Consider the following 24,211-nt stretch of genomic DNA (forward strand, 5'->3'; position numbering starts at 1 on the left):
TCACTTCCCCTTGCCGAACAGCGAGGCATACACCTGGTCAAGGTTGCGCGATGCCGACTTGGCCAGGCGCTGCGCGGAGATCATGCGAAGCGCGTGATCCTTCTCGGTTTCGTCCTTGGCATCGCGCAACTGGGCGCGATAGTCCGTGGAGTCCTCCAGTACCTGCGTGACATTCATTTTCAGCGGGCGCAGGCGCTCGAAAATCTCGTTCGCGTACACCACAGCATCGCGCTTGAGGGTGAATTTCTTCTCGACTTCGTGGAAGCCGAACAGCGCTGCGAACGTCTGCGGGATATCGTCGGCATCATCGATCTGGACCTTGTTGAAGACGACCAGGATCTTTTTCGCCGGCACGCCGAGCGCGGCCAGGGTCTTGATGGTGTTGATGGTATCGACCTGCTGCTTTTTCTCCGGTACTGCCGGTACCAGGAAGTAATCGATATCTTCGTGGGAGCCGTCGTACTGGCCCATGAACTTGAAGAAGTCTTCAACGTTGGATGCGCCAACGTCGACCACAACCTTGTCCTCGGTCAGCAGTACCTCGGACAGTTCGCCAAACTGCTTGCCCTTGAGGCGTTCAATTTCGGCTGCGGTGTCCGACGCACCGGCGTTGATGGTTTCAATTGCAAACCGCAGACCGCCGATACGGGGCCAAAGCAGGTTATCGGAGAGTGTGGTTTTACCGGAGTTGCCGGTGAAATTCACGGTGACGGTTCTCATGTGCGTTTCCTTCTGCTGCGCGCTGCGCTTTCATATCGATCCAAGTCCGAGGCGTTTTGATCGTCCCCGGGATTCATGAGCCTGCTCAACTCAGCCGGCCCCAAATGGGGCCGTTCGTCCGCGTCATGGCTCGGTTCTGTATCGTACGATACACCTCCTTCTTGTTCCGGCTCGACCTGCCGCGCTGGTTCCTCGAAATGTTGTGGAGCTGGTGCAGGGCTTGCAGTGTTCGCCTGGTTTCCACGTTGGGCCTTGCGGTATCGGTACAGGTAGCTCTTGAGCGTATCCATGCTGACCTCGATACCTTGCTCCTTGAGCACATCCAAAATCGCCTGGCGTCGTACACCTGCCCTCAGCTGCTTCTCGATCACTGGCATGACCTGGCGTATTTTCGCTGCCTTGGTCACTGGCTCTACCGCCATTAGTGCCTTCTCAATATCCTTGCCTGCCATTTTGCACCCTACCTGCACCCATATTGCATTTACTCTGTATCCTACTCACCCCCTACCTGTAGTCAAGCTTTACCCCTTCTGCACTCAATCTACAGCCATACAGCACCCTTTCTGCCTACCCCTTGTCCTCCGCTCGCTACGGCCTTCGGCCTAGGCACTAAAAACGCCCTTAACAAGAGCATCAATTTCGACCCTTAACAGGGTCAAAATCTCAATACACAACACGCACCTCCCTGGCGGGAGGTGGAAGCCGCGTCAGCCTTGGGCCTGAGCCGCTTTTCAGAAATTGTCGCTGTGATACGTTTGTATTACAAAGTATGCTTAGGACTCACATAAATCAAGGATTTTATGTGATACGTTTGCATTACAGCAAATGTGCGTTACCTTTGGGCGTGTAGAACCCCAATTTCAAGGTGCATTTGAGGGAGCAACGTGGGCAAAACAGTACCCATTCGATTCAACGACGAGCAGCTGTCCAGAGTTGAAGAAGCGGCAGCACTCGCTGGCTATAAGCACCTTTCGAGCTACATCCGCGACCGGGTGCTGGCCACAGACAAAGGTGGCCGGCAGATGGATATGGACAGCTGGGCCGAGCAGCAACAGATCTTAGGGTTGCTCGAAACCATCACCCAGGAACAGGCCCGGAGCAGAACCATTCAGGCCATCGTGGTCTATCTGCTGCGTCAAGGAACGGCACAGGGCAAGGTCAATGAGTTGCGTGCGCAACTCAAGCACCTGGTCAACAGCGAAGATGCACTCGCAGCACTTTTGCCTGACCTGGCCGAGGATATTGAACGTCTATCAGGAGAGGACTGATGCACAAACAAGAGGTTGATTCCGCCGCTATGACAGCGGGCTTTGGTTTGCCGATCGCTGGCTGGTTGGCCGGCACCCAGCTGGCTCAGCTGCCACTGGCGCCGTTCCCTGCAGCGTTCAAAGAAACACTGCACAACGGCTGGCACGAACCTCTAGTGCTGGGTGCCACCATTGCCACCTCGGTTGTTGCTGCAGGCTTGTGTTACTACCTGTACGAATACTGCGACGACGGGTTCAGAGGCGAACGGTTCCAGCAATGGCTGCGTGGTTCACGGATTCGTAACTGGCATTTCGTGGAGCGCAAGGTCAACGCTCGCAATGCCAAGACCAACCGGGAGCGCCGCAAAAAGGGGCTGGAGAATGCCAAGCCAATCATGGTCGGCAAGCTGCCGATGCCCCTGCACCTGGAAGACCGCAACACCATGATCTGCGCGTCCATCGGTGCGGGTAAGTCCGTGACCATGGAAGGCATGATCGCTTCGGCATTACGGCGCAACGACCGCATGGCCGTGGTCGATCCCAACGGGACCTTCTACTCCAAGTTCAGTTTCAAGGGCGACTACATCCTCAATCCTTTTGATGCGCGATCTGCAGGCTGGACCATCTTCAACGAGATCCGTGGCGTTCACGATTTCAACCGCATGGCCAAGTCGATCATCCCGCCGCAGGTAGACCCCAGCGACGAGCAATGGTGTGCCTACGCTCGGGACGTACTGTCCGACACCATGCGCAAGCTGATGGAAACGAACAACGCCAACCAAGATACGCTGGTCAACCTTCTGGTTCGCGAAGATGGCGACACCATCCGGGCGTTCTTGGCGAACACCGACTCCGAAGGCTATTTCCGTGACAACGCGGAGAAAGCCATCGCAAGCATCCAGTTCATGATGAACAAGTACATCCGCCCTCTTCGCTACATGGGTAAAGGTGACTTTTCGATCTATCGCTGGGTGAATGATCCCGACGCCGGCAACCTGTTCATTACCTGGCGTGAGGATATGCGCGACACCATGCGCCCGCTGGTGGCCACCTGGATCGATACCATCTGCGCAACCATCCTCAGCTCCGAGCCAATGACCGGTAAACGTCTGTGGCTGTTTCTCGATGAGCTGCAATCGCTCGGTAAATTGGAGAGTTTCGTTCCCGCTGCGACCAAGGGTCGGAAACATGGCCTGCGCATGGTCGGCAGTCTGCAAGACTGGTCCCAGCTCAACGCAAGTTATGGCCGGGACGACGCGGACACGCTGCTGTCGTGCTTCCGTAACTACGTCATCCTGGCGGCGGCAAACGCCAAGAACGCCGAAATGGCCAAGGAAATCTTGGGCAATCAGGAGGTCAAGCGCTTCCGCAAGTCGTGGACGGCTGGGCGCATGACGCGGGCCGAGGAAATCAAGCTAGAGCCGGTCGTGATGGATTCGGAGATCTCGAACCTCAATGACTTGGAAGCCTACGTCAAGTTTGCCGAGGACTTCCCCATTACCAAGATCAAGACGCCTTACGTCGATTACAAAGAGCGGGCGCCGGCAATCGTCATTGGCCAAGCAGCTTGACGAGGTAAGCGATGTTCAACGTGACGCTGATCAAGGGTGACAACCAGTACGCGGCGGCGGGCTACTTTTCCAACGCCGATGACTACTACGCCAAGGAAGCCCCCGGCGAGTGGCAAGGTATCGGTGCCGAGTTGCTGGGTTTGGAGGGGCCTATCGACCAGAAGGAGCTGGCCCGTCTGTTTGACGGAAAGCTCCCGAATGGCGAACGAATGGCTAAGACCTTCGACAAGGAAACAGGCTCCCGTCGCATGGGCTTAGACCTAACGTTCTCGGCGCCTAAGTCCGTCTCCATGCAGGCGCTGATCGCCGGCGACAAGGATGTGATGGCAGCGCACGACCGTGCAGTGACCAAGAGCATGGAGGAAGTCGAGCGCCTGGCTCAAACGCGACTGAAGGTGAACGGCAAAACCATGCTCGAGCGCTCGGGCAACCTGGTCATAGGCAAGTTTCGCCATGAAATGAGCCGGGCCAAGGATCCGCAGATGCACACGCATGCCGTGGTCATGAACATGACCAGAAGGTCGGATGGCAAATGGCGCGCTTTGCGCAACGACGATATCTACAAGATCCAGCCGCAAGTCGATGCCATGTACAAGGGCATCCTTGCCCAGGAACTGCGTGCGCTGGGATATGAGATCCGGGTTCTGGATAACCAGGGCAACTTCGAGCTGGCCCACATATCGCGTGACCAGATCGAGGCGTTTTCCAGCCGTTCCAAAGTGATCGAGGACGCGCTGGCCAAGGACGGAAAAACCCGCGCCGATGCCACCCCGCTCGAAAAGCAGATCATTGCGATGGCCACACGGCCACGCAAGGACGAGCGCGACCGCCACCTGGTCAAAGAATATTGGGTAACCAAAGCCCGCGAGCTGGGCATTGATTTTGGCGCTCGCAGCCACCTGGACAATCGTGAATACGCGCCTCGCAAGGGCAGCCCTGCAGAATACAGCCTGCCCGAGGGCATCACGCCAGGGCAGGCCGTTGTCCAGTACGCCATCAATCACCTGACCGAACGTGAGCAAGTGGTCGGGGAAAATGACCTGCGCACCGTCGCCTTGCGACGTGCTGTCGGCCTTGCTACCCCTGATCAGGTAAACGAGGAAATCAAGCGCCTGGTCAAGCAAGGGACGCTGATCGAATCACCGCCGACCTACCGCATGCCCAACGGCGACTTAGATTCACCGGTACTGTCGCCTGCTGGCTGGCGGGCACACCTGCAGGAGCTGAAAGGCTGGAGTGAGAAACAGGCTCGGCAGTATGTAGACAAGGCTATCAAGCGCGGCTCGCTAGAGCCTGCAGAAAAGCGCTATACGACGCAGAAGGCCTTGAAGCGCGAGAAAGCCATTCTGGCTATCGAGCGGACAGGCCGTGGCCAGGTCACCCCGTTGATGACCAAGGAACAGGTGGCCAAGGCGCTGGAAGGGTCCACCTTGTCGGCTGGCCAATACCAGGCCGTTGAGGTGATCGTCAGCACCAACAATCGATTTGTAGGCATCCAGGGTGATGCCGGTACCGGCAAAACCTACTCGGTAGACCGTGCCGTCAAACTGATCGATTCCGTGAACGCCGCGATGGCCAGCCGGGATTCCCAACCGGGATCAGGGTACAGAGTTGTTGCCCTGGCACCGTACGGCAACCAGGTCACCGCCTTGAAGAACGAAGGGTTGGATGCGCACACGCTGGCCAGCTTCTTCCACACCAAGAACAAGGGATTGGATGCCAAGACCATCGTTATTCTCGATGAGGCCGGCGTGGTGGGCGCCCGCCAGATGGAACGGCTGATGCGGGAGATCGAGCAATCCGGCGCCCGCTTGATCCAGCTGGGTGACACCAAGCAAACCGAGGCCATCGAGGCAGGTAAGCCATTTGCTCAGCTGCAGCAAAACGGCATGCAAACCGCACGTATCAAGGAGATCCAGCGGCAGAAGGATCCCGAGTTGAAACTGGCAGTGCAGCATGCGGCCGAGGGGCAGCCCACCAAGTCCCTGGATCACTTGAAACACGTTGAAGAATTGCGAACGGCCACTGAGCGGCACCAGGCCATTGTCCGCGACTACATGGCACTGACCCCCGACCAACGCAAAGAGGTGTTGATCGTTGCCGGCACCAACAAGGACCGGAAGGAAATCAACCAGATGGCCCGCCAGGCACTCGGGCTGCTGGGGAAGGGTAAACAGTTCGAAACGTTGAACCGTGTCGATTCCACCGACGCAGAACGTCGGTACGCCCCCAGCTACAAGCAGGGCATGATCATTCAGCCGGAAAAGGACTATAAACGGGCTGGCCTGGTACGAGGTGAGCTGTATGTGGTCGACCAGGCGCTGCCGGGTAATGTGCTTGTGGTCAAGGACCGTAGCGGCAACCGATACGAGTTCAACCCGAGACAGGCCACCAAGCTCAGTGTCTACAAGCTGGAGAAACCCGAGCTGTCTGTGGGTGACCTCATTCGCATCAACCGCCAGGATCCCAAGCTGGACCTCACCAACGGCGACCGCATGCGCGTAGTCAGCATCGAGGGCGGCGTGGTGCAGCTGGCTTCGCTCAAGGAGATCAACGGCCAGCCCGAACGCACCGTGAGCTTGCCGACCAACAAGCCGTTGCACCTGGAACATGCCTATTCCGCGACCGTCCACAGCGCTCAGGGTCTGACCAATGATCGCGTCATGATCTCGCTCAACACCAAGAGCCGCACCACCTCGCAGAACCTTTGGTATGTGGCCATCAGCCGGGCACGGCATGAAGCCCGCGTCTATGCAGACTCCATCAAAGGTCTGCCGGCAGCAATCGCCAAGCGCTACGACAAAACCACGGCGTTGTCGCTGCAGCAGGAACGCGAGCGGCAGCGTAGGGAGTCGATTCAACCGCGGAATGTTGCGGACGGCCAGGCGCTGGAGCGCAAGCAACGTACTCGCTTGGAAGGCCCGAGCAGCGGGCATCCCAGGATGTGAGTCAAACGCCTTTGGTGGTGCTGGCCAGCTTCCCACTATGCCCCGCCTTGTGCGGGGTTTTCAGTGGCGGGGTATCGGAACGTGGACGGTACGTGGTGATTCCAAGTTTACGCCGGCGCTTGAGGACTGCACTCGGACTTCTGCCGGCGAGTTGAGCAATCGCTGCATCGCTCAACACCCCTAGCAGGGGATCGAACACTTCGAGCGGATTGGTCTGCCGGTCACGGTGCGACGGAATGCCCAGGGATGACCGCCTGACCGTTATCGTTTGCTTGGCCACCCCTGCCAGCTGGGCCACATGCTCATCCGTGAACAGACCCAAGATGGAGTCATAGGCCTGCAGATGGCTCCCAATGCCAAGGCGTCGGCGCCGTCCTGCCACCGCGTGGATGCTAACACCCGCTGCTGTGGCGATCTGTGCGTCCGACCAGCGACCGAATAGCGGCTCGAATGGCCACAGCAGCTGATCGATTTCGTCATGAGTCATATCGAATATCGGGCAAAAAGAAAGGAGCCTACCGGCTCCTTTCTCCTTTTTCAGCTACTACTCAAAAACCTTTGCCGCCGTAGCCTTTCGGTTGGTGTGAGGGGGTTTTTAGTTCGTGCTGCAGCTGGCGTTCTTGCACGATGCCAACGCCCGAGAACGGGTAACGGATCGACAGATCCTTGCCCTGGTGCAACAACCCAGCCTTGGCACTGCTCAAGGCCGCTCGCTCATGGGCAATATGGATAGTCTTCTGTCCGTCACTGACGGCCTGAATCACCTGGTTATTGTGGAAGGCGACTATCTTGCCGTCGTAGGTCTTGCCCTGCTCAGCTGCCTTGATGGCCGGCATATCCATTGGCTTGGCCATTGCCATCGCTTCACCGGGTTTACCAGAGGCCGCGCCGGATTGTTCAGCCTTGCGCAGCTCCAGGGCATCCTTGAACGCGCCTTTGAAGTCAGTGGCGCCTGGCATGTTGTCGAACGGCAGATCCTTGTAATACTGGGTGCCCTCCTTGCCCACCTGCGCGAACACACGGGCGGCTTGCCCGCCCTGCTGCACGGTCATGACCGATTTCTCGGACAGCTCTGCCTTGAACCAGGCTGCGCCCGCCAGCTTTGCGTCGGTGAACGTTTCCGGTTCCCTGCCCTTTTGGAACAGCTGGTAAGTGGTGGTCTGATCAGTTTGCTTGTCCATGTGCGTGCCCTCTCAGTAGCTTGGTTTGAATGCTTGGCCCTTCTCCCACCGGCTCTGCCAGTGGTTCAGGTACTGCTCAGCGAGATCGGCGTCGTTCCAGACGACCAATGCGTTCTCACTATTGTTTCTGGCAGCTGCGGCGGTGTAGTTGTAGCTGCCGGTTTCAACTGCCTTGCCGTCAATCACCATGAACTTGTCATGGTGGATCGCGTAGGCCTTCACCGTACGGGTTGGGATGCCGGCACGGGCCAGCAATGTCAGCGCATGTTGGCCAGCGCGGGCAGCGCCGCCTTGCAGATTGCCTTGATGGTCAGCCACCACCGCCACATCGACACCTCGCTGTTTGGCCGAGATCAAGGCCTTGGTCACATCGGGGCTGGTCAGCATGTACGCCGAAAGGCGAATCGAGCTTTTGGCCGCGCCAATGGTGCGCAGTACTAGGTCCTGTGCCGAGCCTTCTGGCGAGAAGCCGACTTCAATGCGGCGCGCGCCATCGACCAATAGCGGTGCGGCTGCAGGCTCCGACGAAGCAGGCGCCTGGTCAGCCCAAACCAGGGAGCTGGCCACCATCGCTACGGCCAAGGAAAGGGACCTTACTGCAGTGAACTTAGAAGCCACGTTGTACGGTCCCCCATTTGTCATTGGCCGCTTTAGCACGGTCCTGGTCCTCTGCGCACTGGGCAACAAAGTCACCCCGAGCTTCGGCAGTTCTGGACGGGCTGAATTTCCCTTTTTTCGTTCGAATGATGCTGAAGTACTTAGTGACGTACTTGTCACAATCACCGTCGCGGATCATGCCCAACAGACATAGGGTGGCCCCACAAGCTTCTGAATCGCTTTTAGAGCCGTAGTCGTAATTGGTTGGTGGCTGCGGCAATTCATTCGCCTGCACGGTACCGGCAAATGCCAGCGCAGCGAGTAAAGTCATGATTGGCGTGCGCATACGAACTCCTTTTCTCGCGTGCGAGAAATCAGTTGATGATCTGGACAAACGACGGGGTGGCCTGCTGCTGTTCGGCAACTGGCTGCGCCTCGGCTTGTTCAAAGTGTTGGGGCGCAGGCTGATCGAAGGGCTTGAATTCCCGCTTCGAAATATCAGCCTCGGCATCGGTATTGAGATGGACCTGGATCTGCGGCTTGCTGATCGTCTCAGTCTTCGCGACAGCAACGGCCTGGCCATTGTCGTCAGTGAAGGTCAGCCATGGACCTTCCTGCTGCTCAGAGGCTCTACGAGCGCGCTGGGGCGCTTTTCGGACTGGGGCGCTAGCTGCAACCACCGCAATCGGCTCAGCGCCTTCTGCACCCTCTACAGCAGGCACAATCGGATCCTCAGCAGTGGGGTTCAGAGCGCGGTGAACCACTTTCTCGACGTAAGACATTTCGCCAGGTCGATCCGGGCGGAAGCCGCGCAGCTCGTTGCCGCTGTAGTACATCGAAAAGGCCTTCAACAGCGCCTCTTGCTTGTCGCTACTGGTCGTAAGCGCCTGCTTGTAATACTCCACCAGCAAGTTGCTGATGGCCTGCAGGTTGCGGCATGGCTCGAACACATCCTGATAGCTCAACCCGCGTGCGCGCATATTGGTGACTAGCAACTGGCCAAGGCCCATGGCATAACGCTTGCCGTCTCGTTCCAACTGCTCGGCAGTGGCGATGGCTTCGCTTAAGGACTGCGGTTGCCGCTGCAGGTGAGTGCCGACCACGCCGATTGCGTAAGGGTTGAACGTCGACTCGTTGCCGATCAACGCCTTGAGCGTGGACGGGTGAACGGTCGGCGCGCACTTGGCGGCAAGTTCGGAAAACCGAGTCGGCTGTGCATCCTCGGCATGAACCATGGCAGACGCGCAGACACTGGCCAGCAGCGCCAGGGTGAATTTAGGCAGCTTTCGCATAGTGAACCTCCGTGATGATGCGTCGGCCATCGAAGCCGTATTCCCACTGGATAACGACATCGATCAGATGCCGGGAGAACTCGATCAGCTGGTTCTTACTCATGTCGGCACCGCCACGCGATGCCATTGATGCCAAGCGGTCGAACATGAGATCCGGCGAATCGGCGTGGATAGAACTCATCGTGCCGCTGTGACCGGTGTTCATCAGTTCAAGGAAGGGGAACGCCTCGCCGCCACGAAGCTCGCCCATAATTGCCCGGTCAGGGGTCAGGCGAAGAATCGATTCCAGGTGATCGAATGGCGTAACACGGGCCTTGCCCTGGCCACCTCGCGAATAGATCAGGTTCACCACGTTCCCGCCCGCTGGGCGCAGTTCGCGGGTGTCCTCAATGGTGATTACTCGCTCGCCATTGTTGCCGTCCACATGCTGCAGCAACTCGTTGAGGAAAGTGGTTTTGCCGGCATTGGTACCGGCAGAAACCATGATGTTCTTGCGCGCCTTGACGATGCCCTTGAAGAACTCTTTCCAGCGCTTGGCCCGATACAGTTCAACCAGGTGATCATCGCTGTACTGGCCATGATCACGTGGCTGGTTGATGAAATCGAAAGCACCGGAAGCCTCGTATTGATCGAGGGTGATTTGCTTCCGCCCTGGTTTGCGGATACAGACGATACCGCCGATGTGCTGCTCAACAGCCGGGGCCAGGACGATCTGGACGCGGTAGTCGCCCCGCTCGTTGTCCGGGACGTTGTCGTCCAGATTGATTGGGATACGCCCCGACAGGATTGGCGTGTAGGCGCTCACTTCCTGGTCAGTGTGGGCGGCAATCAGGCTGGCCAGCGATTTGATCAGGGGGAGCGTTACACCTTGAACCGGAACCGGACGCATGAACCGGCTACTGCGGTAGCCGGCCCATACGTTGTCTGGACCGTTGATAGCGATCTCTGTCACTTCCGGGTCATCCAACATGCCAGCAAGCGGACCCAGTTTTGTGCGAAAGGATGCAATCTCAGACATATCCGGTCCTCAGTTGATGAAGGTAACGCCGCCGCTTTCGGCGCGTTCGGCCTGCTTGGCGAATGCCTTGGTAAAGTCCAGGTCGCGCTGCAGATAAATCACGACACGCGAGCCATGCGGGACAGTCACGGTCGGCTGAATGTTGGCGTAGCGGCCCAAAATGGTCTGTGCCGAATCGGCGGCGGCTTCCTGTACTTCGCTGCGGTAGCGGGACGAGGAATTCTCCTGATCGCTCGACGAAACACCGCTGTTCGAGGCACCGGCGCCGATGATCGATACCGCAGCCGCGACACCGAAAATCTGCGCCCAGTGGTTGTCGACCACGCCACCCTGGCCAGCGGTACCCAACTGGTCGGTACCGGCACTGTTGAGCGGGATTTCCATCGGAGGGCGCCCGTCCAGGCGCGGGATTCGCACAAAGTTCCAGATGGTAAACAAGCGCTCTTGGCCCGGCTTCAAGCTGGCGTTGTAGCTCCCACACACCAAGGAACCCCACGGGAGCATTACCCGGCGCCCTTCGGCGGCGTATACATCCTGTGCAATCGACGCGCAGATTTGACCAGGCAGTTGGCTTTGAGCGCGGGGCTGCAGGGTTGCCTCGATGACAGCCCCCTGCAGCACTTTGTATCCCAGGTTCTCCATCACACGGGCTTCGGTGAACGGCACGCTATCGCTGTAGGTAGACGCGGCGAAAGCATCGTTTGCATTCATCGGGCCTTGTGAAGAACGACCACCGCCACCCAGTAGAGAGCCACCGTTGGCCTGCTGGCCATCGGCGCTCTGCCCTGCCCCTTGGTCAAAACCTTCGTCCTTGGCCGTCGCGAAAATGGCCGAGCGCTGCCGTGCCGCGAGCATTTTCTCCCGCTCCAGTTGGGCCTGCATTTCCAGCTGCTGCCGGCGTCGTTCTTCATCGCTCACGGCGCCTTGCTGCTGCCGGTCAACGACCGAACGTGGCGTATCTGCCGGCGCGCCCGGCTCATTGCTCACCGGCGCGACCTTCGCAGCCTCCCGACGAGGTGGCGGATCCATCACTTTGCGCGGGCTGGCCGCGACCAGTTCTTCTTTTTTCAGCGTGTCTTTATTTTCGGTTTCGTCATCGCCATGGGTAACCATGTACGCGAAGCCACAGGCGACCACTGCGGCTACCGCAATGGCAATACCACTGCGCTTGCTGTTGCCTGCCTTGCCCTTGAGCATCGAGTTGGACTCGTTCCACTCGCGGATCTCTTCGTCACGGGTCTTTTCTTGAGGTTGAGTAGGTTCGGTGGCCATTTTTATGCCCCCCCGCCGTCACGGGCACCACGGGTTACGGTGCGCTTGTAGGGATTGGCCAGGTTTTCAACGCAGACGTAGGCATTACCACTGCGCAAGACGAACATGCTGGCCAGGCGCTTGACGACCATGTACTCACCTTCCCGGCGAGCATCGACCATCGCCTCGGTACCATCCGGCAGTACGCGGTAGAACTGCGGCAGATCGGCGCCTTTCTTGATCAGGAACTTGGTGAACTGACCGTCGTCCATCACGCCCTGCACGCCGATGGCTTCCTTGTCCCCCGAGTAGCCGTAATTGATGTTCGGCGATGCCGGAGTGCCCGAGCTGGTGACCGGGGTACTGCCAGCAGGGGTTTCCCCCTCGGGGTTGTACGAGGTGATGCGAGCGTTTGGGTAAACGAATCGCACCAGGTACGACTGGCCCGACTTGACCTTGGTGCTGTTCAGCTGGAAGTAGTAGGTACGCTTGGAGGTGATCACCGTCATGTTGGTGTCGGCGTTGTCTTCTACCGGCTTGAGAAACACACGGTTGCGAAATGGCATGCTCTGCCAGGCGATGGTGTCGCCCAGGGCCACGACCTTCACCATTTCATCAGCTTCAAACTCGATGGAAGTCTGGTAGCCATAAGTGCCCACCAACTCATAAACCTGGTTGGGATCGTACGGCACTTGTTTTACGCGATTATCACTGGAAAGCGGCTTCGGCAACTTTGCGGCATGGGTGCTAAATGCGCAAAGAGACAAACTCAAAGCAATAGCAGTCGGTAAAACAAACTGTTTTTTCATGATTAGTTTCCTTGTCAGTTCAGCGAATTACCGGCGGCTCAGTTCTTCGCTCTTGCGATACACAGTGGCCAGCGTGCCAAAAGGGTTTTCCCAGCGATCCCCAAGGGCACGGGGTACCAAAGTATGCGCAATCTTGATGGTTGCAAGGTAACGACGTTCAACCGGTTCCTTGTCACCCCATTTATGGGTAATTGACTTGAAGGAAACTTGGTATTCATCGCCAACTTTATTCATCAAGTACGGCTGCCCTTCGATCCAATCGTTTTCACCCAGCAGAACATAGGGGTTCTGCGGGTTTTCCGGGTTGGTGACTTCCTCATACTCCCGGGCAACTTGCTGCGTCTGGTAGGTATGGCAGGTATCGGACAACTGCTGCTTACGTTTGGGGTCAAAGGTTTCACATGCGCGGATCATGTCGAATAGGGTTTTCTCGATGATCGCTTGTTCCTGATCAACGTTGTCCTGGTCGATGACGCGCTGTTTCAGGACCTCGCCGTCAGCTCCTAGTACCGTGACGACCGGAATGTAGGTCTTGGAGTTCGCCAAGCTTGCCACGGCGAATCCAAGGCCCAAGATCACAGCTGCCTGCACACCCTGGAAAAACAGCGAACGGTTACGCTCTTGGCGAGTCTTGTTGCCCTCGACTTCACGCTTACGACGGGCTTTTTCAGCCTTATCAAATTGCTTGTCTTGTTTGTCCATTATTTACGAACCCCTAAAGTACGCAGTGCCATCAGCACCAGCGATGAACCACCAACAGCCGCGCCCGATGACAATGCTGCTGCCCAACCGCGCACCTGCAGCATGCAAATGATCATGACACCCTCAACAATCACCAACTGGCCCCATTGCTGCGCAGTGATCAGGGCGGCATCTGTAACAGTTGCCGTTGCGGCCACTTCTTTGATTGCATCCCCGAACACGGAATAACCAAAACGGACAACAGCAATCGACAGGATGTAGATCAATGAGAAGTTCAGCATCTTGCTAAACCAGTTCATTGCCCACTGGCGCACCGCATCAAAGAAGATAAAGCCAATCATGATCGGTAGTATCGCCATGACGATTGCTGCACCAAACTTGGCAATCAGCATGTTCAGCACAGCCGCGATAAACAGGATGCAGTTCAGCACAAACAGGCCGGTCCCCATCAAGATCATCGCTGCCTGCCGCCAGCTGACATTCATCAGCGTACTGGCGACTTTGCCAATATCGACGTAAAGCGCATCGAGCATGGAGTTCGTGCTTACGCCGCCGCTCATGATCTTTGACGCGATACTTTCGGTCCAAGCGCCCCAGGCCTGATAAAGAACCGTCCCGCCTGCGGACCAGTTCAGGCAGGTAAACACCAGGGCGGTCAACATGGCCCGCTTGACGATATCCCAGCCTTTGACTGAAACATGGCCGTTGTACATCTGCAGACCCAAAGCGACCCAGTAGCCCACCGCCAGAGTCCATACCAGCGGCTCTACCATGCTGGCCAGGTTGGGGAAGACCTCACTGACAAAGGAAGTGGTTACTTCGTCAGTGGCCCCAACCAGGCCTTGTAACGTCAGCTGCGCCATGGATTCCCGGCCCCGTATACGGTCTTGAAGTGGGAGATCACTTCGGGCGACCGGAAGTCCTCAGCACTCAAGGCAGCTCCGGTTTGGGCCTTGATCTCCTGCGCGGTTTTGTCGATGCAGCCTTTCACCAGACCGCCGTTGTACGACGGGTTTTGCATGTAGATCTCGGCAAAGCAGGTGCCAGGGAACCAGCCTGCTACATCGTCTTTGGTTGCTTTCAGCAAAGGATTGCCGGTTTGCACCTCGACTACCGGCGCCGCTTCGTCCTCCGGCGTAGAGCTGAAATTGATGTTGGTGACATTGACGTAGATGATCGACGCCGCCGCAAAGCCGACCACGCCCACGCAGATGATGTTGGTCAGGGTGAAGAACTTACGCATTGCGGGACTCCTTGTGCTGGATGACAAATGGGGTGAATTCACAGGCGCATGGCGACTTGTCGATGGTGCCGCTGTTGGTTACGCAACCCGAGGCGGCGGACACCAGCACCAGAACCAGCAGAAACTTGCCAAGCTTGTAGGTCAGCCAGAGCGGTGCCCATGCCGGGAAGGTGATTACCTTGAGGATCAGCCAGAGCGCTTTCATAGGGTTTCTCCTTTCTCGCACGCGAGAATCAGTTTTCGTCTTTCCAGCGGAAGAACTGTTCGTTCTGTGCCGTAGCCTGGTTTTCCTGGTTGGCCAGGTTCGCTTGCAGGTTCATGTTCAGGGCCTGCAGCTTCGATTGGGCCGAGGTCAACATGCCGTTTTCAGTGGCGATGCGGTTCTGCAGGTCGGCAGCATCCTTGGCGTTGGTCGTCAGGTCCACTTGCTGGGACAGGGTGGCCAAGTTGTTCAGATGGACCTGCACTTCGCTGTAAAGCGCATCACCTGCGGACAGCGCAGCCACAACCGAGTTAGAACTGAGCTGGTAGTCCTTGGCACGATTGCTTTCCGGTGCGGTGAACAGCTCCTGCGGCAACGTGTTGATCAACTGCTCGTAGTAGCTCTGCTTGCTTCCGTAAGCGCCGCTGTTCTGCCGAGACACCACCTCTTGCCAAGAGCCAGGTACGACCGAGGCCGAGTTAATCGACTCGTTCAGGCCAATCGCGCCACGACCGTATGCACCCTGCAGGTTGTTCAGGATGTTGCCCTGCGTCTCGTACTGGTCTTTCAGCGTCTGGTACTGCTGCTGCAGCACAGCCAGGTTCTGCGCCAGAGCCGCCCAGGTGCCGGCGTCACCAGTCGGAACACCGACTGCGTGCGCTTGGCCACCAATGGCCACGGATACGGCGACTGCCAAGCCGAGTTTTTTGATAGTTGTCATCATCGAACCGCCTTCAAGTTGTGGGTGTTTTTGGCCTTGGCTTCCTGCATGAACACAGGTACCCAGACCGCTGGATCGTCGGTGCCAAGGCGCTCGATGATCTGATCCATCAGGGCGACACCAACGTCATTCGAGGACAGGACCGGGATAAAGTCGGACAGGTCCTCATCAGGGTTATCCGACGAGAGATCGAAACAAGCCCGCACCGATTCCCGACCACGACGGATCAAGAATTTGTGTTCCTTCGGGTTGAGCTTGCGTAGCCATTCCCGCTCGGCCACCGTCAGGTTTTCATGGTCTTCATCTTTCACCTGGTCGCTGGCCAGGTAGATCTTGGTGACGGTCTGCTTATCGATGGAGTCCGTTTCGCTGCGGAAATACTTGGCATCCGGCGTCACGAAGATAATCAGCCCGTTCTTACGGCGGATCTGCATGATGAAGTTGTCGATTTTCTTGCGCCAAAACTCGTTCTTGACCAGGTTCTGGCCTTCTTCCAGCACCAGGATGAACGGGCGGCCATTCATGGCCTGCTCGATCCGATGCAGCGGGTAGCTCATCACGACAGGCAGCTCGGGACGGGCTTCACCCCCCTTGAGCAGCTCCATCATTTCAAAGCAGTAGTGCCGCGCTTGCGAGAAGTCGATGGAGTCCTCGGCATTGTCGAACACACCCGCATTAGCGCCGGTAACACCTTTGGCGCCATGCCAGATGGCCATAATGTCGGCCAGCTCGCCCTGGCCGTAGGTCCAGACCACATTACGCAGACGGCGATCAGCAAGCGGCAGACCGTAGTTCTCCTCCACTGCTGCCTTGAACCGGGTAATGTCTTCGGCACTGGTCGGCGTCGAGGCGTAGCACTCGCGCATCTGTACTTGCCAATCAACCAGGTACGCACGGTTCTCCGGCGTATCGGGCAGCTTGAGCGGGTTCCAGCGCATGTTGCTGTGCGGGGAAAGCGTGGTGTGAACGCCGCCCATAGCCTTCATGAACACCTTTGCCCCAAAGCGGTTGTCGAACCAGAACACCAGCGGCTCAGCCTTGTCTGCCTCGGAAACCAGCAGGGTCAGCAGCGTGGTTTTACCCATGCCGGTATCAGCCGCCATGCCTAAGTGGCCCGCTACCATGCCTTCCATTTCACGGTGGAAATTGAAGTTGTATTGCGTGTAGCTCTCCGTCTCAAAGGCGGTGATCGCAGGCCCCCACAGGTTGCCATCGCGACGGCCCCGGGCGTAGTTGTGCAAGGATGCAAACCCGGCGAAGTTGCTGGACTTGATCTTGCCGCGTCGACCGATCAGCGCTTCTTTCTGGCCCGGTAGTTGCGACCAGAAGAAGGTTTCCAGAGCGAACCATTCACGCACTGGCTTGACCAGCATTTCAACGAAGCAACCTTCCACCAGGCCAACCGCATGATCCAGGCGCTTGCGGTTGATCTCCCGGTTTGCCTCGGTAGTCATCGGCAGCGATGGCACATGCACGAAAATGGTCAGGTGATGCGCACCATTGACCGCATTGCCACGGCGGAGGTCGCTGATACCTTGTTTCAGTTCCTTCTGGTCGTCCTCAGAAATGTTGTGCTTGTCGTCCACGGTCATGCGACGGGTTTCATCCAGCATCCCCTGCTCAGCCTCAATCCGGTTCTGGAAGGTGAACGACTGGGTGATGATGAACTCCACCGGCTGCTGCAGGAACTTGTCGAGCATGCGCGACGGTGTACGGCGCGGCCATTCACCCATGCTTAGCATCGCGCCGATTTTCGACTCAGTGCTGCCACGGATCTCGCACATGTTGGCCAGGACCCGGAAATTCAGCCGGGCATATGGCAGCGACTCTCTGATCAGCAGGTCCGACACGGGCACCTTGCGATTGTCGAGGTTGATCAGGTAGTTGAAGAAACTGCTCAGCTCGCAGAATTCCTCACCCAGGAAGTCATGCACGGCTTCCGCTTCGTAGACTTCGTGATCACCAACCGTTGCCTTGAAGTCATGCCACTGCAGCTGGAAACGCTGCACGGCGTTGAACGCAGTTTCACGATCAATACGGCCCATACGCGGCTCAGGATGACGCTGCACCCGTAGCCGGCGAGTACCGTAGTCAGCCAGGCTACGCAGCACCAGGTTTGAGGCCTTGTAGAGCGAGTCGGCCATCGCATCCAGCGATTCCGCTTCATTCTTGGTGGCCTCGGTACCGGTCATCAGTGCGATAGCCCGATCCATCAGACCAGGCATACCCGCACGAAAACGCCTTCTTACCAACGAAATGTAGATATCGTTGATGTAGAAACCACGGCTCTCGTAGCGCTGGCGAAGACGCTTGTTGAACTGCTGGGAGAACCAGGTACCGCCTACGCCATCAGGAAAGTCGGTCACCTTGCGGCGCACGAACGTGACGTAGACAGTCAGGTCACTGCTTGCGATGGTGCGGAACACAGTGTTGCGCTGCTGCTCGAAGCGCTTGATCTGCTCGGCGGAAAGCGAGTCGAACAAGAGGCCGTCCACTTTGATGACTTGGACCAGCGCTTCCTCGCTGGTGATAACGGTTTCGTCATCGTAGTGAACGTCATACGGCACCATTGCGCTCACCAGCATTTCATCATCATCCAGTGCCGCAGCTTCTGGATGCTGAACGCCAAGCGAAAGATCCATATTTCGCGTCAGCTTTTTGAATGCTTTATCAACGAGGCGCATAACTGCGATACCCCCAAAGTTTGCGTAACCGCGATGCCTTCAAGTTACTTGCTGCCTGTAGAACTCCGAATAGATATACGTCTTTACTGCATATCCAATACGAAATGACAAACAAGACTGGGATAAGACCCAACGGGTACAGTGATCGAATCAACAGTGCTAACAGCACGGGTGCTATCAGACTTATAAGAATGCTCGACAATGTGAATGGTCCGACCATTGAAGGTCGGGCCATTGCCAATACGAGCACTTCACCTTCTTCAAGGTCGTCGTACTCGGCCATCGCTTACCTCACTTCAGTGCGGTTTGCGCACCGGTTTTGATGGTATCGACCAGGTTTGGCGAGAAGAACACCAGGAACACGCCGGCAACAGCCCAGCCGAACTGGCCCCACGACATGCGGCCCGACTTGGCCTGGAAGCCGCAGAACGCAATGGCTGCGATGCCCAGGTAGTAGCCGATATCAAAGATGAGGAAGGACACTACGTCCTTGGCCAGGTTTTTCAGGCCGCTGAAATCCATTGCCGCGTTGGCGATTTCAGGGAGGATTGCGAAAGAGAACAGCGACCCCAACACTGCGATCTTGGTGGCCTTGGCCATCCAGTCATCGCGCATCAATGCCTTGTGCGAAGGAGTCTTTTGCGAGAGAACTTGTTTCAGAGTTGCAGTGGCTTTGTCCTTGAGCCAGGTCCGCCAGGTTTGTTTGTCGTTGATACCTACGTTGCGTTGAGTTTTGCGAGCAGAGAGTTGCATACCATTGCCTCTTTGATCATGACGGGGAACCCCCGTACGTTACGGTTATTGCCTTATTAGGATTGTTAGGGCAGGTATCCTTTATGAAGTCGATAGCAGTATCGGCATTCTTAAATAACCGTGTTTTCCCTAACGAGGTTACTACGTTGAAGCGTTGTCCCGTTGAAGGGCTCTCAATGATTAATTCCCATTTCCGACCGTCGCTTTCCTGCCTTTCATTAAGGATTACTCGGTAATCCGGCTGGGCGACGGCGAAAACCGCCAGATCTTTCTTCTCTAGGCTCTGCATCTCTTCCCCTGGGCAGCTCTTGGCCAAATACAGGGGCGATACTGGAGTCCTCTTCGATTTTGTTCTAGATCCCACCTCGCATTTCTTCCCTCTTTCGAGTTTTGATCCATGAAATCCGTGTTTCGTGGTTTAAGATATGCCTTTCATTTCACGAAATCAAGGTTTCACTGTGAGAAATATCGGATCCATCACATTCGGCGACGAACGGCCAAGCCCCTGGCTAACGCCTGGTAAGGGTGTGATTTGAATAGGTCTTTGATTTGAAAAGGAAATATCCATATTTCTGGCATCTGCAATGCACGGACGCCGGCTTCGTGCCGGGTAACAAGGTGTTTCGGGGATGAGACACCTCGCGCAGAAGACAACGAGAAATACGTTTTGCTCAGATTGCCCGACGAACGGTCTAGGACGAGCTTTGGAGGGTGGTCAGGTGGCAGCTGGGAGCCGCCCCGAACTGCCACCCTGGCCAACAGGATCTGTACGCAAGGAAACCATCCCGTACGACACATGTTGACGTGCGCGCAGTGTAGCAACTCCCTTCCCTACCTTTCTCGCATGCGAGAAAGCCACAGCGCTGATCCGTGACCCTTATCAATTTCCCGCATGCGAGAAAATATAGTAAACCCTTTTTAGGGGTTGACTATGGGGTTTACTGATGCAAGCATGATCCCACGTTCAATCCACTGCTCCACCGGAGATCATAGGAAGGTCACCATGAAACGCACTGCCGTTGCGAACCAAAAGGGTGGCGTTGGCAAAACCACCCTTGAAGCCCACCTGGCCTGCTATGCAGCAGAACAAGGTAAACGTGTGCTTGTACTCGACCTGGACGAAAGCGACCTGTCGCAGTTCTTCCCCCCTATCGAGGATGGCGACGATACGCCCTACCTCATGGCCAGTCAGCTTTTCACTGACGAGCACGCCGGCTTCGTCCCGCGCCAGGTTGCGCCCAACATCTGGCTTATCGAGGCCGACGTAGCGCTGCTGGATGTGGATGATATGGAGCTGGACGTTGTAACCAATCTCGCCAAGGCTCTGGACCGCTTCAATGACGAGTTCGACCTTTGCTTGATCGATACTCCGCCGAACCTGCAGCGCCGCATGATTGCCGCCCTAGCGGCTTCTGATTCAGTTGTCACTCCGTTCAACATCAGCGCATTCACCCTGGCTCGCATGCCGAAGCTGATGGCCACAATTGAAACTGTGCAGGATCAATACAACCCGGGCCTGCGTTTCCTAGGTTTCTTGCCGAACCTCATAAATAGCCGCTCAAGCGAAGAACTGGAGATCTTGCCGAGCCTTCGCGAGGAACACGGCGAGGCCATGTTCAACGAACAAATCACCCACCGCCCCTGCATCAACAAATCTCTGGCAGCCGGCAACCCTGTGTGGCGTAAAGCTCGCAGCGGGAGTCAGCGGGATGCGGGTAAAGAAATGAAACGGGCCTGCGCAGCGGTGCTTAGCAAGGTCTTTGCGGAGTGAGGATTGAATCATGACGGAGAAGAAAAACTCCTTTGGTCGTGCAGTTGCGGCGACGGCCAAAAAGCTTTCCGACTTTCAAAAGCGCCCGGCCAATGAAGGTGCGCTGATTGAAAAGGTCAACCCTGGCGAAATCGAGTGTGTGAAGCAGATCCGTAGCCAAGACAACCCAGGATTCTCTGAGGAATCGCTACGGGAACTGGCGGACGACATTCTGGTAAACGGCCAGATCGAACCCTGCGTAATACGACTGCACCCAAACCCTGAGTCAGGCTTCAAGTACCTGATGGTTGCCGGTGAACGCCGTTATAGGGCGTGCATCATTGCGGGTGTGCTGGTCGAAGTGACGGTGAAAGACCTCACCGATGCTCAAGCGAAGCGCATTCAGCGGTCCGAAAACGTTCACAGCGAAAACCTCACTCAGCTGGAACTGGCACTTGCCCTGCAGGAAGACAAGGACAGGCTCGGCACCCTGGAGAAGGTCGCTGCTGAATGGTCCAAAGGGATCAACTGGGTGGCTGAACGCCTTTCCTATCTGGTGAACGTCACCAAGGAAGGCGCAGGCCGCGAGGCGGTCGCCCGTGGCATCACTGCGGATATCTCGACGGTCAACGATATCAGCCGCCTCGATAAACTGGACCCGCAAGCTGCTGCGGATCTACTGGAGCGCGCAGAGGGCAATGAAGACCTGAACCTCCGCCAGGAGGTCCGCACCACATTGCGCAACACCAAAGCCCTCCGCGTACATAACGGCGGATCCAAGAAAGGATCCGAAAAAGGCGCACCGGCGAACTCGACCCAGCAAACCCTGCTCGATGACCAGTTGGGCAAACTGCGCGAGGCAAACGCTGTGCTGTCAGCACAGGTGGAAACCCTCACCTCGGAAAACACCTACCTCAAGGCCGAGTTGGAGAAAGCCCGTGCGCAGCTGGCCGAGCGATGGAAAGGCTCTGAATGACCGCCCGGCATCCTGACCAGGACCTGCGGATCCCCCGAGAGGAATTCGAGCGGATCCGCACCAAGTCGAAAATGCACTCACGCAGCCTCGACGTAGCCTTCGAGATCCTGGTCGAAGGCAAGGGCCTTGTCGCGGTCGCCAATGCGCACGGACTTACCAAGCAGCGCGCCTTGGCCATCCGCGACAAGATCTATTCCAGTTACCTGACACAGACCCCGGAGGGCTGGCGGTGCGCGCAGATCTGCGCGCCTGCCGAAATGATTGATCGCTTCGTGCTGGAGGCCGACGCCGAACGGCTTCGGTACTGGCAGACACATTCCATGACCACCAAGGACGTTGAACCATGACCACCCCAACCGATAAGGATCTCGCCCAGCTGCTGCAGCCATTGCAGGAAAGCTTGGCGGGTATCAACCGTTCACTGCGTACGTTGGCCGATACCCGGCTGCTCGAAATCTTCGGCCCTGAGCTGTCTGACCGAAAGAAATGGACTGAGCAGTTGAAGCACGCGCACCAAGAGGATGACCAGGCGCTGTTTGATCTGCGTCAGGCCGGAGAACAGGGCCGATACCCAGGCGGATATGACCAATGGGTCAAAGACTTCGGCGAGGAAGAAGCCAAGAAGCTGGCAGCACCCGTGGTAAGCGCTTTGGAACGTCGAAAAGTTACCTCGGCAGAACTGGCCGAGTTGGAAGCCGCTCAACCTCTCTTGGCGCGGTTGTATCGCGAATTCAGCAAACTGCAAGGCTGATCCAGGTCCCTGGAGTGACGAATGGACCGGTCCCTAAAGTGACGAATTGACTGACATTGCGCCCACGGGCTAGGCGGCTGGCCAGGCGCCCAACCCTCGCATTCGTCACTTCGGGGACCGGGAAACTATATCGTCACAAATGGGTATACCCTAGTTGATACGCGATCAATACGAACGATGTAGTCATCGCCAGTATTTAAAAAACGCCCATACTGATACGCTCAGTGAGTTACACCCAAACTGGTACAGGAAACGGATCATGGCCGATTTACATTACGGTGCGCTCAAACTCATCAATCGGCTCTTTGCAATGCTGGTTGTGTATCCCGCCGTCGGCATATTCGCCTTGCTCGCGGTGGGATCTGGTTTCTCCTTCAACGGGGCAGCTCAGTGGTTCACCGATATGCAGTACGAAGCACAACAACTCGGCAAAGCTGAACAAGCAGGACACATGCTCGTTAAGCGCTGTGATGAAAGTCACCAGGTGCAAGGCGAAATGCCAAAGCTCGCTGTATGCCAGCGCTGGAATGTGCAGGAGGTGTCAGTTGACGCTGCTACCCGTGAAGGTGGCCGAACATTTCGAAATCAGTACGTGATGTTTCTAGTGCTTGGATTCGGCTTCATGCTGCTTCGCGATTTTTCGCCGATCCTGTGGCGCAGAATGAAATCTGCCAACAGCCAGGTTAACTCCTAACCCAGGAGCATCCATGTTTATCCGCGCTTACTTACGAGCTTCAACCGATGACCAGGACGCTAGCCGTGCCCGTGATCAGCTTGAAGCCTTCGTCGCCGGTTTTGGCCTCGCCATCGCAGCCAGTTACATGGAAAACGCCAGCGGCTCCCATGCCAACCGGCCAGAACTCATCCGCTTGCTGAAAGACGCCAAGCGAGGCGATGTGTTGCTGGTGGAGAGCATTGATCGACTATCGCGCATGGGTGATCAGGATTGGCGGGAACTCAAGGGCGCGATTGACCAGCGCGGTCTGCGTATCGTCGCTATCGACCTTCCTACCAGTCACCAGGGCATGACCTTGCCCACCAACGATGAATTCACCGACCGGATGCTGTCGGCTATCAACTACATGATGATCGATATGATGGCGGCAATTGCCCGTAAGGATTATCAGCAGCGGCGGGAGCGGCAGAGTCAGGGCATCGTCAAAGCGAAAGCAGCTGGTGTATACAAGGGCAGACCAGTGAACGAGGACCTGCGCAAGCGGGTGCGTGAGCTACTGGGCGCGAACCTCGGGATTCGCGCTACTGCCAGGCACGCGAACTGTTCAACCACCACCGTGATGCGTATTCGTGATGAGCTGTCAGTCGAGCCGGGCGGGAATGGGTGACTAGCGCAGGCGCAGCCGGAGTCTGTCAGCCATTCACGACTGGCCGCCGCCGGCAGGCGACTTTGAGGCCCTAACAGCCAAGGCAAACGATCAGGGGATTAGAGATCATAAGAACGGCGACTTGCCGACCCTTGTAATTCGCGGCCTGCAGGGCAGCACCTCGCTCATACTATGCACGAACCTCCGATCATGATCCATGAGCGACCATCGCTCACTATCTATGACCTACCCCTAGCTCATTATCCGTGAGCTAGGTTAGCTCACAGTATGAGCTACCCCCCCCAATGAGCTACCCCTAGCTCATGCGTGAGAGATATCGCACAAAACTTGAGAGATAACGTGCAAGGATGCGCTACCCATCGCTCATCAAATGAGCTAGGGTATGCGTGTCCATGATCGATATCTAACAAATATGCACGATATCGTTCACGCATTTCATCGAAGGAGGCTCA

Annotated in this window: 27 protein-coding genes; 9 read left to right on the top strand and 18 right to left on the bottom strand. The window is 56.9% G+C overall.

Annotated elements, in window-relative coordinates:
* Together stbB and ACP6KB_RS28280 are read right to left on the bottom strand one after the other, a co-directional pair.
* Entirely contained in the window at nucleotides 1-720 is a 720-nt protein-coding gene (stbB, locus tag ACP6KB_RS28275) for a StbB family protein (RefSeq protein WP_028691950.1), read from the bottom strand.
* Nucleotides 717-1,172 carry a TraD protein gene (locus ACP6KB_RS28280; protein WP_070085833.1) on the bottom strand — a complete coding sequence of 152 codons (456 nt, stop codon included), beginning with the start codon at nucleotides 1,170-1,172 and terminating at the stop codon, nucleotides 717-719. The genes stbB and ACP6KB_RS28280 overlap by 4 nt, the downstream gene beginning before the upstream one ends.
* Nucleotides 1,173-1,604: 432 nt before the next feature.
* On the opposite strand from ACP6KB_RS28280, the gene ACP6KB_RS28285 reads away from it, so the two are divergent.
* Genes ACP6KB_RS28285 through mobF form a run of 3 tightly spaced genes read left to right on the top strand, consistent with a single transcriptional unit; the run spans nucleotide 1,605 to nucleotide 6,486 of the window.
* Nucleotides 1,605-1,988: a hypothetical protein gene (locus ACP6KB_RS28285; protein ID WP_070085832.1), complete on the top strand. Its 384-nt coding sequence runs from the start codon at nucleotides 1,605-1,607 to the stop codon at nucleotides 1,986-1,988.
* Nucleotides 1,988-3,538, top strand: coding sequence for a type IV secretion system DNA-binding domain-containing protein (locus tag ACP6KB_RS28290; protein ID WP_028691947.1), 1,551 nt, complete (start codon nucleotides 1,988-1,990; stop codon nucleotides 3,536-3,538). The genes ACP6KB_RS28285 and ACP6KB_RS28290 overlap by 1 nt, the downstream gene beginning before the upstream one ends.
* 11 nt (nucleotides 3,539-3,549) lie before the next feature.
* On the top strand, nucleotides 3,550-6,486 hold the full coding sequence (gene mobF, locus ACP6KB_RS28295) for a MobF family relaxase (RefSeq protein WP_070085831.1): 2,937 nt from the start codon (nucleotides 3,550-3,552) through the stop codon (nucleotides 6,484-6,486).
* A 1-nt stretch (nucleotide 6,487) separates the two neighbouring features.
* Here mobF and ACP6KB_RS28300 read toward each other — a convergent pair whose 3' ends face one another.
* The 16 genes from ACP6KB_RS28300 to ACP6KB_RS28375 all read right to left on the bottom strand — a co-directional run bounded on the left by ACP6KB_RS28300 (nucleotide 6,488) and on the right by ACP6KB_RS28375 (nucleotide 18,939).
* A complete protein-coding gene (locus ACP6KB_RS28300) occupies nucleotides 6,488-6,973 on the bottom strand; it encodes a hypothetical protein (protein WP_070085830.1) in 486 nt (161 codons plus the stop codon).
* Between the two features lie 61 nt (nucleotides 6,974-7,034).
* Nucleotides 7,035-7,667, bottom strand: coding sequence for a KfrB domain-containing protein (locus ACP6KB_RS28305; RefSeq protein WP_070085829.1), 633 nt, complete (start codon nucleotides 7,665-7,667; stop codon nucleotides 7,035-7,037).
* Between the two features lie 12 nt (nucleotides 7,668-7,679).
* Complete coding sequence (locus tag ACP6KB_RS28310; RefSeq protein ID WP_051555727.1) at nucleotides 7,680-8,237, bottom strand: phospholipase D family nuclease; 558 nt, start codon at nucleotides 8,235-8,237, stop codon at nucleotides 7,680-7,682.
* A gap of 37 nt (nucleotides 8,238-8,274) precedes the next feature.
* Nucleotides 8,275-8,610, bottom strand: coding sequence for a TrbM/KikA/MpfK family conjugal transfer protein (locus ACP6KB_RS28315; RefSeq protein ID WP_070085828.1), 336 nt, complete (start codon nucleotides 8,608-8,610; stop codon nucleotides 8,275-8,277).
* Between the two features lie 28 nt (nucleotides 8,611-8,638).
* Nucleotides 8,639-9,556, bottom strand: coding sequence for a lytic transglycosylase domain-containing protein (locus tag ACP6KB_RS28320; protein ID WP_070085827.1), 918 nt, complete (start codon nucleotides 9,554-9,556; stop codon nucleotides 8,639-8,641).
* Nucleotides 9,540-10,574 carry a P-type DNA transfer ATPase VirB11 gene (gene virB11, locus ACP6KB_RS28325; RefSeq protein ID WP_028691940.1) on the bottom strand — a complete coding sequence of 345 codons (1,035 nt, stop codon included), beginning with the start codon at nucleotides 10,572-10,574 and terminating at the stop codon, nucleotides 9,540-9,542. Before virB11 ends, ACP6KB_RS28320 begins: the two co-directional genes overlap by 17 nt.
* A gap of 9 nt (nucleotides 10,575-10,583) precedes the next feature.
* Complete coding sequence (locus ACP6KB_RS28330) at nucleotides 10,584-11,846, bottom strand: TrbI/VirB10 family protein (protein WP_070085826.1); 1,263 nt, start codon at nucleotides 11,844-11,846, stop codon at nucleotides 10,584-10,586.
* Between the two features lie 2 nt (nucleotides 11,847-11,848).
* On the bottom strand, nucleotides 11,849-12,634 hold the full coding sequence (locus tag ACP6KB_RS28335) for a TrbG/VirB9 family P-type conjugative transfer protein (RefSeq protein ID WP_028691938.1): 786 nt from the start codon (nucleotides 12,632-12,634) through the stop codon (nucleotides 11,849-11,851).
* Between the two features lie 27 nt (nucleotides 12,635-12,661).
* Nucleotides 12,662-13,336, bottom strand: a complete 675-nt coding sequence (locus tag ACP6KB_RS28340; protein ID WP_028691937.1) for a type IV secretion system protein — start codon at nucleotides 13,334-13,336, stop codon at nucleotides 12,662-12,664.
* Nucleotides 13,336-14,199, bottom strand: a complete 864-nt coding sequence (locus ACP6KB_RS28345; RefSeq protein WP_028691936.1) for a type IV secretion system protein — start codon at nucleotides 14,197-14,199, stop codon at nucleotides 13,336-13,338. The genes ACP6KB_RS28340 and ACP6KB_RS28345 overlap by 1 nt, the downstream gene beginning before the upstream one ends.
* Nucleotides 14,187-14,579 (bottom strand): hypothetical protein, encoded by a 393-nt coding sequence (locus ACP6KB_RS28350; RefSeq protein ID WP_028691935.1) that lies wholly within the window; start codon nucleotides 14,577-14,579, stop codon nucleotides 14,187-14,189. Before ACP6KB_RS28350 ends, ACP6KB_RS28345 begins: the two co-directional genes overlap by 13 nt.
* A complete protein-coding gene (locus tag ACP6KB_RS28355; RefSeq protein WP_070085825.1) occupies nucleotides 14,572-14,784 on the bottom strand; it encodes a hypothetical protein in 213 nt (70 codons plus the stop codon). The genes ACP6KB_RS28350 and ACP6KB_RS28355 overlap by 8 nt, the downstream gene beginning before the upstream one ends.
* 28 nt (nucleotides 14,785-14,812) lie before the next feature.
* Nucleotides 14,813-15,502, bottom strand: coding sequence for a type IV secretion system protein (locus ACP6KB_RS28360; RefSeq protein WP_083281672.1), 690 nt, complete (start codon nucleotides 15,500-15,502; stop codon nucleotides 14,813-14,815).
* Nucleotides 15,502-18,144 carry a type VI secretion protein gene (locus ACP6KB_RS28365; protein WP_077563717.1) on the bottom strand — a complete coding sequence of 881 codons (2,643 nt, stop codon included), beginning with the start codon at nucleotides 18,142-18,144 and terminating at the stop codon, nucleotides 15,502-15,504. Before ACP6KB_RS28365 ends, ACP6KB_RS28360 begins: the two co-directional genes overlap by 1 nt.
* A 28-nt stretch (nucleotides 18,145-18,172) precedes the next feature.
* A complete protein-coding gene (locus ACP6KB_RS28370) occupies nucleotides 18,173-18,469 on the bottom strand; it encodes a VirB3 family type IV secretion system protein (RefSeq protein WP_011005967.1) in 297 nt (98 codons plus the stop codon).
* An 8-nt stretch (nucleotides 18,470-18,477) separates the two neighbouring features.
* Nucleotides 18,478-18,939: a TrbC/VirB2 family protein gene (locus ACP6KB_RS28375; RefSeq protein WP_047710201.1), complete on the bottom strand. Its 462-nt coding sequence runs from the start codon at nucleotides 18,937-18,939 to the stop codon at nucleotides 18,478-18,480.
* Nucleotides 18,940-19,942: 1,003 nt separating this feature from the next.
* Here ACP6KB_RS28375 and ACP6KB_RS28380 point away from each other — a divergent pair.
* From ACP6KB_RS28380 to ACP6KB_RS28405, 6 genes are all read left to right on the top strand, one after another.
* Entirely contained in the window at nucleotides 19,943-20,710 is a 768-nt protein-coding gene (locus tag ACP6KB_RS28380; RefSeq protein ID WP_028691931.1) for a ParA family protein, read from the top strand.
* 10 nt (nucleotides 20,711-20,720) lie between these two features.
* Nucleotides 20,721-21,665: a ParB/RepB/Spo0J family partition protein gene (locus ACP6KB_RS28385; protein ID WP_070085823.1), complete on the top strand. Its 945-nt coding sequence runs from the start codon at nucleotides 20,721-20,723 to the stop codon at nucleotides 21,663-21,665.
* Nucleotides 21,662-22,012, top strand: coding sequence for a TrfB-related DNA-binding protein (locus tag ACP6KB_RS28390; protein ID WP_028691929.1), 351 nt, complete (start codon nucleotides 21,662-21,664; stop codon nucleotides 22,010-22,012). The genes ACP6KB_RS28385 and ACP6KB_RS28390 overlap by 4 nt, the downstream gene beginning before the upstream one ends.
* Entirely contained in the window at nucleotides 22,009-22,416 is a 408-nt protein-coding gene (locus ACP6KB_RS28395) for a hypothetical protein (protein WP_042857711.1), read from the top strand. The genes ACP6KB_RS28390 and ACP6KB_RS28395 overlap by 4 nt, the downstream gene beginning before the upstream one ends.
* Nucleotides 22,417-22,675: 259 nt before the next feature.
* Complete coding sequence (locus ACP6KB_RS28400) at nucleotides 22,676-23,110, top strand: hypothetical protein (protein WP_205478544.1); 435 nt, start codon at nucleotides 22,676-22,678, stop codon at nucleotides 23,108-23,110.
* A gap of 13 nt (nucleotides 23,111-23,123) precedes the next feature.
* Nucleotides 23,124-23,759 carry a recombinase family protein gene (locus ACP6KB_RS28405; protein ID WP_205478545.1) on the top strand — a complete coding sequence of 212 codons (636 nt, stop codon included), beginning with the start codon at nucleotides 23,124-23,126 and terminating at the stop codon, nucleotides 23,757-23,759.
* Nucleotides 23,760-24,211 lie beyond the last annotated feature (452 nt).

Source organism: Pseudomonas sp. NUPR-001 (genome assembly GCF_052147955.1).
Classification (GTDB): Bacteria; Pseudomonadota; Gammaproteobacteria; order Pseudomonadales; family Pseudomonadaceae; genus Aquipseudomonas.

Bases quoted from the DNA above. Each gene is read 5' to 3' on its own strand.
- ACP6KB_RS28310 (WP_051555727.1), bottom strand. From the start codon at position 8,237: ATGGTGGCCAGCTCCCTGGTTTGGGCTGACCAGGCGCCTGCTTCGTCG.
- ACP6KB_RS28365 (WP_077563717.1), bottom strand. From the start codon at position 18,144: ATGGATCTTTCGCTTGGCGTTCAGCATCCAGAAGCTGCGGCACTGGAT.
- ACP6KB_RS28380 (WP_028691931.1), top strand. From the start codon at position 19,943: ATGAAACGCACTGCCGTTGCGAACCAAAAGGGTGGCGTTGGCAAAACC.
- ACP6KB_RS28345 (WP_028691936.1), bottom strand. From the start codon at position 14,199: ATGGCGCAGCTGACGTTACAAGGCCTGGTTGGGGCCACTGACGAAGTA.
- ACP6KB_RS28340 (WP_028691937.1), bottom strand. From the start codon at position 13,336: ATGGACAAACAAGACAAGCAATTTGATAAGGCTGAAAAAGCCCGTCGT.
- stbB (WP_028691950.1), bottom strand. From the start codon at position 720: ATGAGAACCGTCACCGTGAATTTCACCGGCAACTCCGGTAAAACCACA.
- ACP6KB_RS28395 (WP_042857711.1), top strand. From the start codon at position 22,009: ATGACCACCCCAACCGATAAGGATCTCGCCCAGCTGCTGCAGCCATTG.
- ACP6KB_RS28350 (WP_028691935.1), bottom strand. From the start codon at position 14,579: ATGCGTAAGTTCTTCACCCTGACCAACATCATCTGCGTGGGCGTGGTC.
- ACP6KB_RS28290 (WP_028691947.1), top strand. From the start codon at position 1,988: ATGCACAAACAAGAGGTTGATTCCGCCGCTATGACAGCGGGCTTTGGT.
- ACP6KB_RS28280 (WP_070085833.1), bottom strand. From the start codon at position 1,172: ATGGCAGGCAAGGATATTGAGAAGGCACTAATGGCGGTAGAGCCAGTG.
- ACP6KB_RS28335 (WP_028691938.1), bottom strand. From the start codon at position 12,634: ATGAAAAAACAGTTTGTTTTACCGACTGCTATTGCTTTGAGTTTGTCT.
- ACP6KB_RS28300 (WP_070085830.1), bottom strand. From the start codon at position 6,973: ATGACTCATGACGAAATCGATCAGCTGCTGTGGCCATTCGAGCCGCTA.
- ACP6KB_RS28355 (WP_070085825.1), bottom strand. From the start codon at position 14,784: ATGAAAGCGCTCTGGCTGATCCTCAAGGTAATCACCTTCCCGGCATGG.
- virB11 (WP_028691940.1), bottom strand. From the start codon at position 10,574: ATGTCTGAGATTGCATCCTTTCGCACAAAACTGGGTCCGCTTGCTGGC.
- ACP6KB_RS28405 (WP_205478545.1), top strand. From the start codon at position 23,124: ATGTTTATCCGCGCTTACTTACGAGCTTCAACCGATGACCAGGACGCT.
- ACP6KB_RS28320 (WP_070085827.1), bottom strand. From the start codon at position 9,556: ATGCGAAAGCTGCCTAAATTCACCCTGGCGCTGCTGGCCAGTGTCTGC.
- ACP6KB_RS28305 (WP_070085829.1), bottom strand. From the start codon at position 7,667: ATGGACAAGCAAACTGATCAGACCACCACTTACCAGCTGTTCCAAAAG.
- ACP6KB_RS28360 (WP_083281672.1), bottom strand. From the start codon at position 15,502: ATGACAACTATCAAAAAACTCGGCTTGGCAGTCGCCGTATCCGTGGCC.
- ACP6KB_RS28370 (WP_011005967.1), bottom strand. From the start codon at position 18,469: ATGGCCGAGTACGACGACCTTGAAGAAGGTGAAGTGCTCGTATTGGCA.
- ACP6KB_RS28385 (WP_070085823.1), top strand. From the start codon at position 20,721: ATGACGGAGAAGAAAAACTCCTTTGGTCGTGCAGTTGCGGCGACGGCC.
- ACP6KB_RS28390 (WP_028691929.1), top strand. From the start codon at position 21,662: ATGACCGCCCGGCATCCTGACCAGGACCTGCGGATCCCCCGAGAGGAA.
- ACP6KB_RS28400 (WP_205478544.1), top strand. From the start codon at position 22,676: ATGGCCGATTTACATTACGGTGCGCTCAAACTCATCAATCGGCTCTTT.
- ACP6KB_RS28315 (WP_070085828.1), bottom strand. From the start codon at position 8,610: ATGCGCACGCCAATCATGACTTTACTCGCTGCGCTGGCATTTGCCGGT.
- ACP6KB_RS28375 (WP_047710201.1), bottom strand. From the start codon at position 18,939: ATGCAACTCTCTGCTCGCAAAACTCAACGCAACGTAGGTATCAACGAC.
- ACP6KB_RS28330 (WP_070085826.1), bottom strand. From the start codon at position 11,846: ATGGCCACCGAACCTACTCAACCTCAAGAAAAGACCCGTGACGAAGAG.
- mobF (WP_070085831.1), top strand. From the start codon at position 3,550: ATGTTCAACGTGACGCTGATCAAGGGTGACAACCAGTACGCGGCGGCG.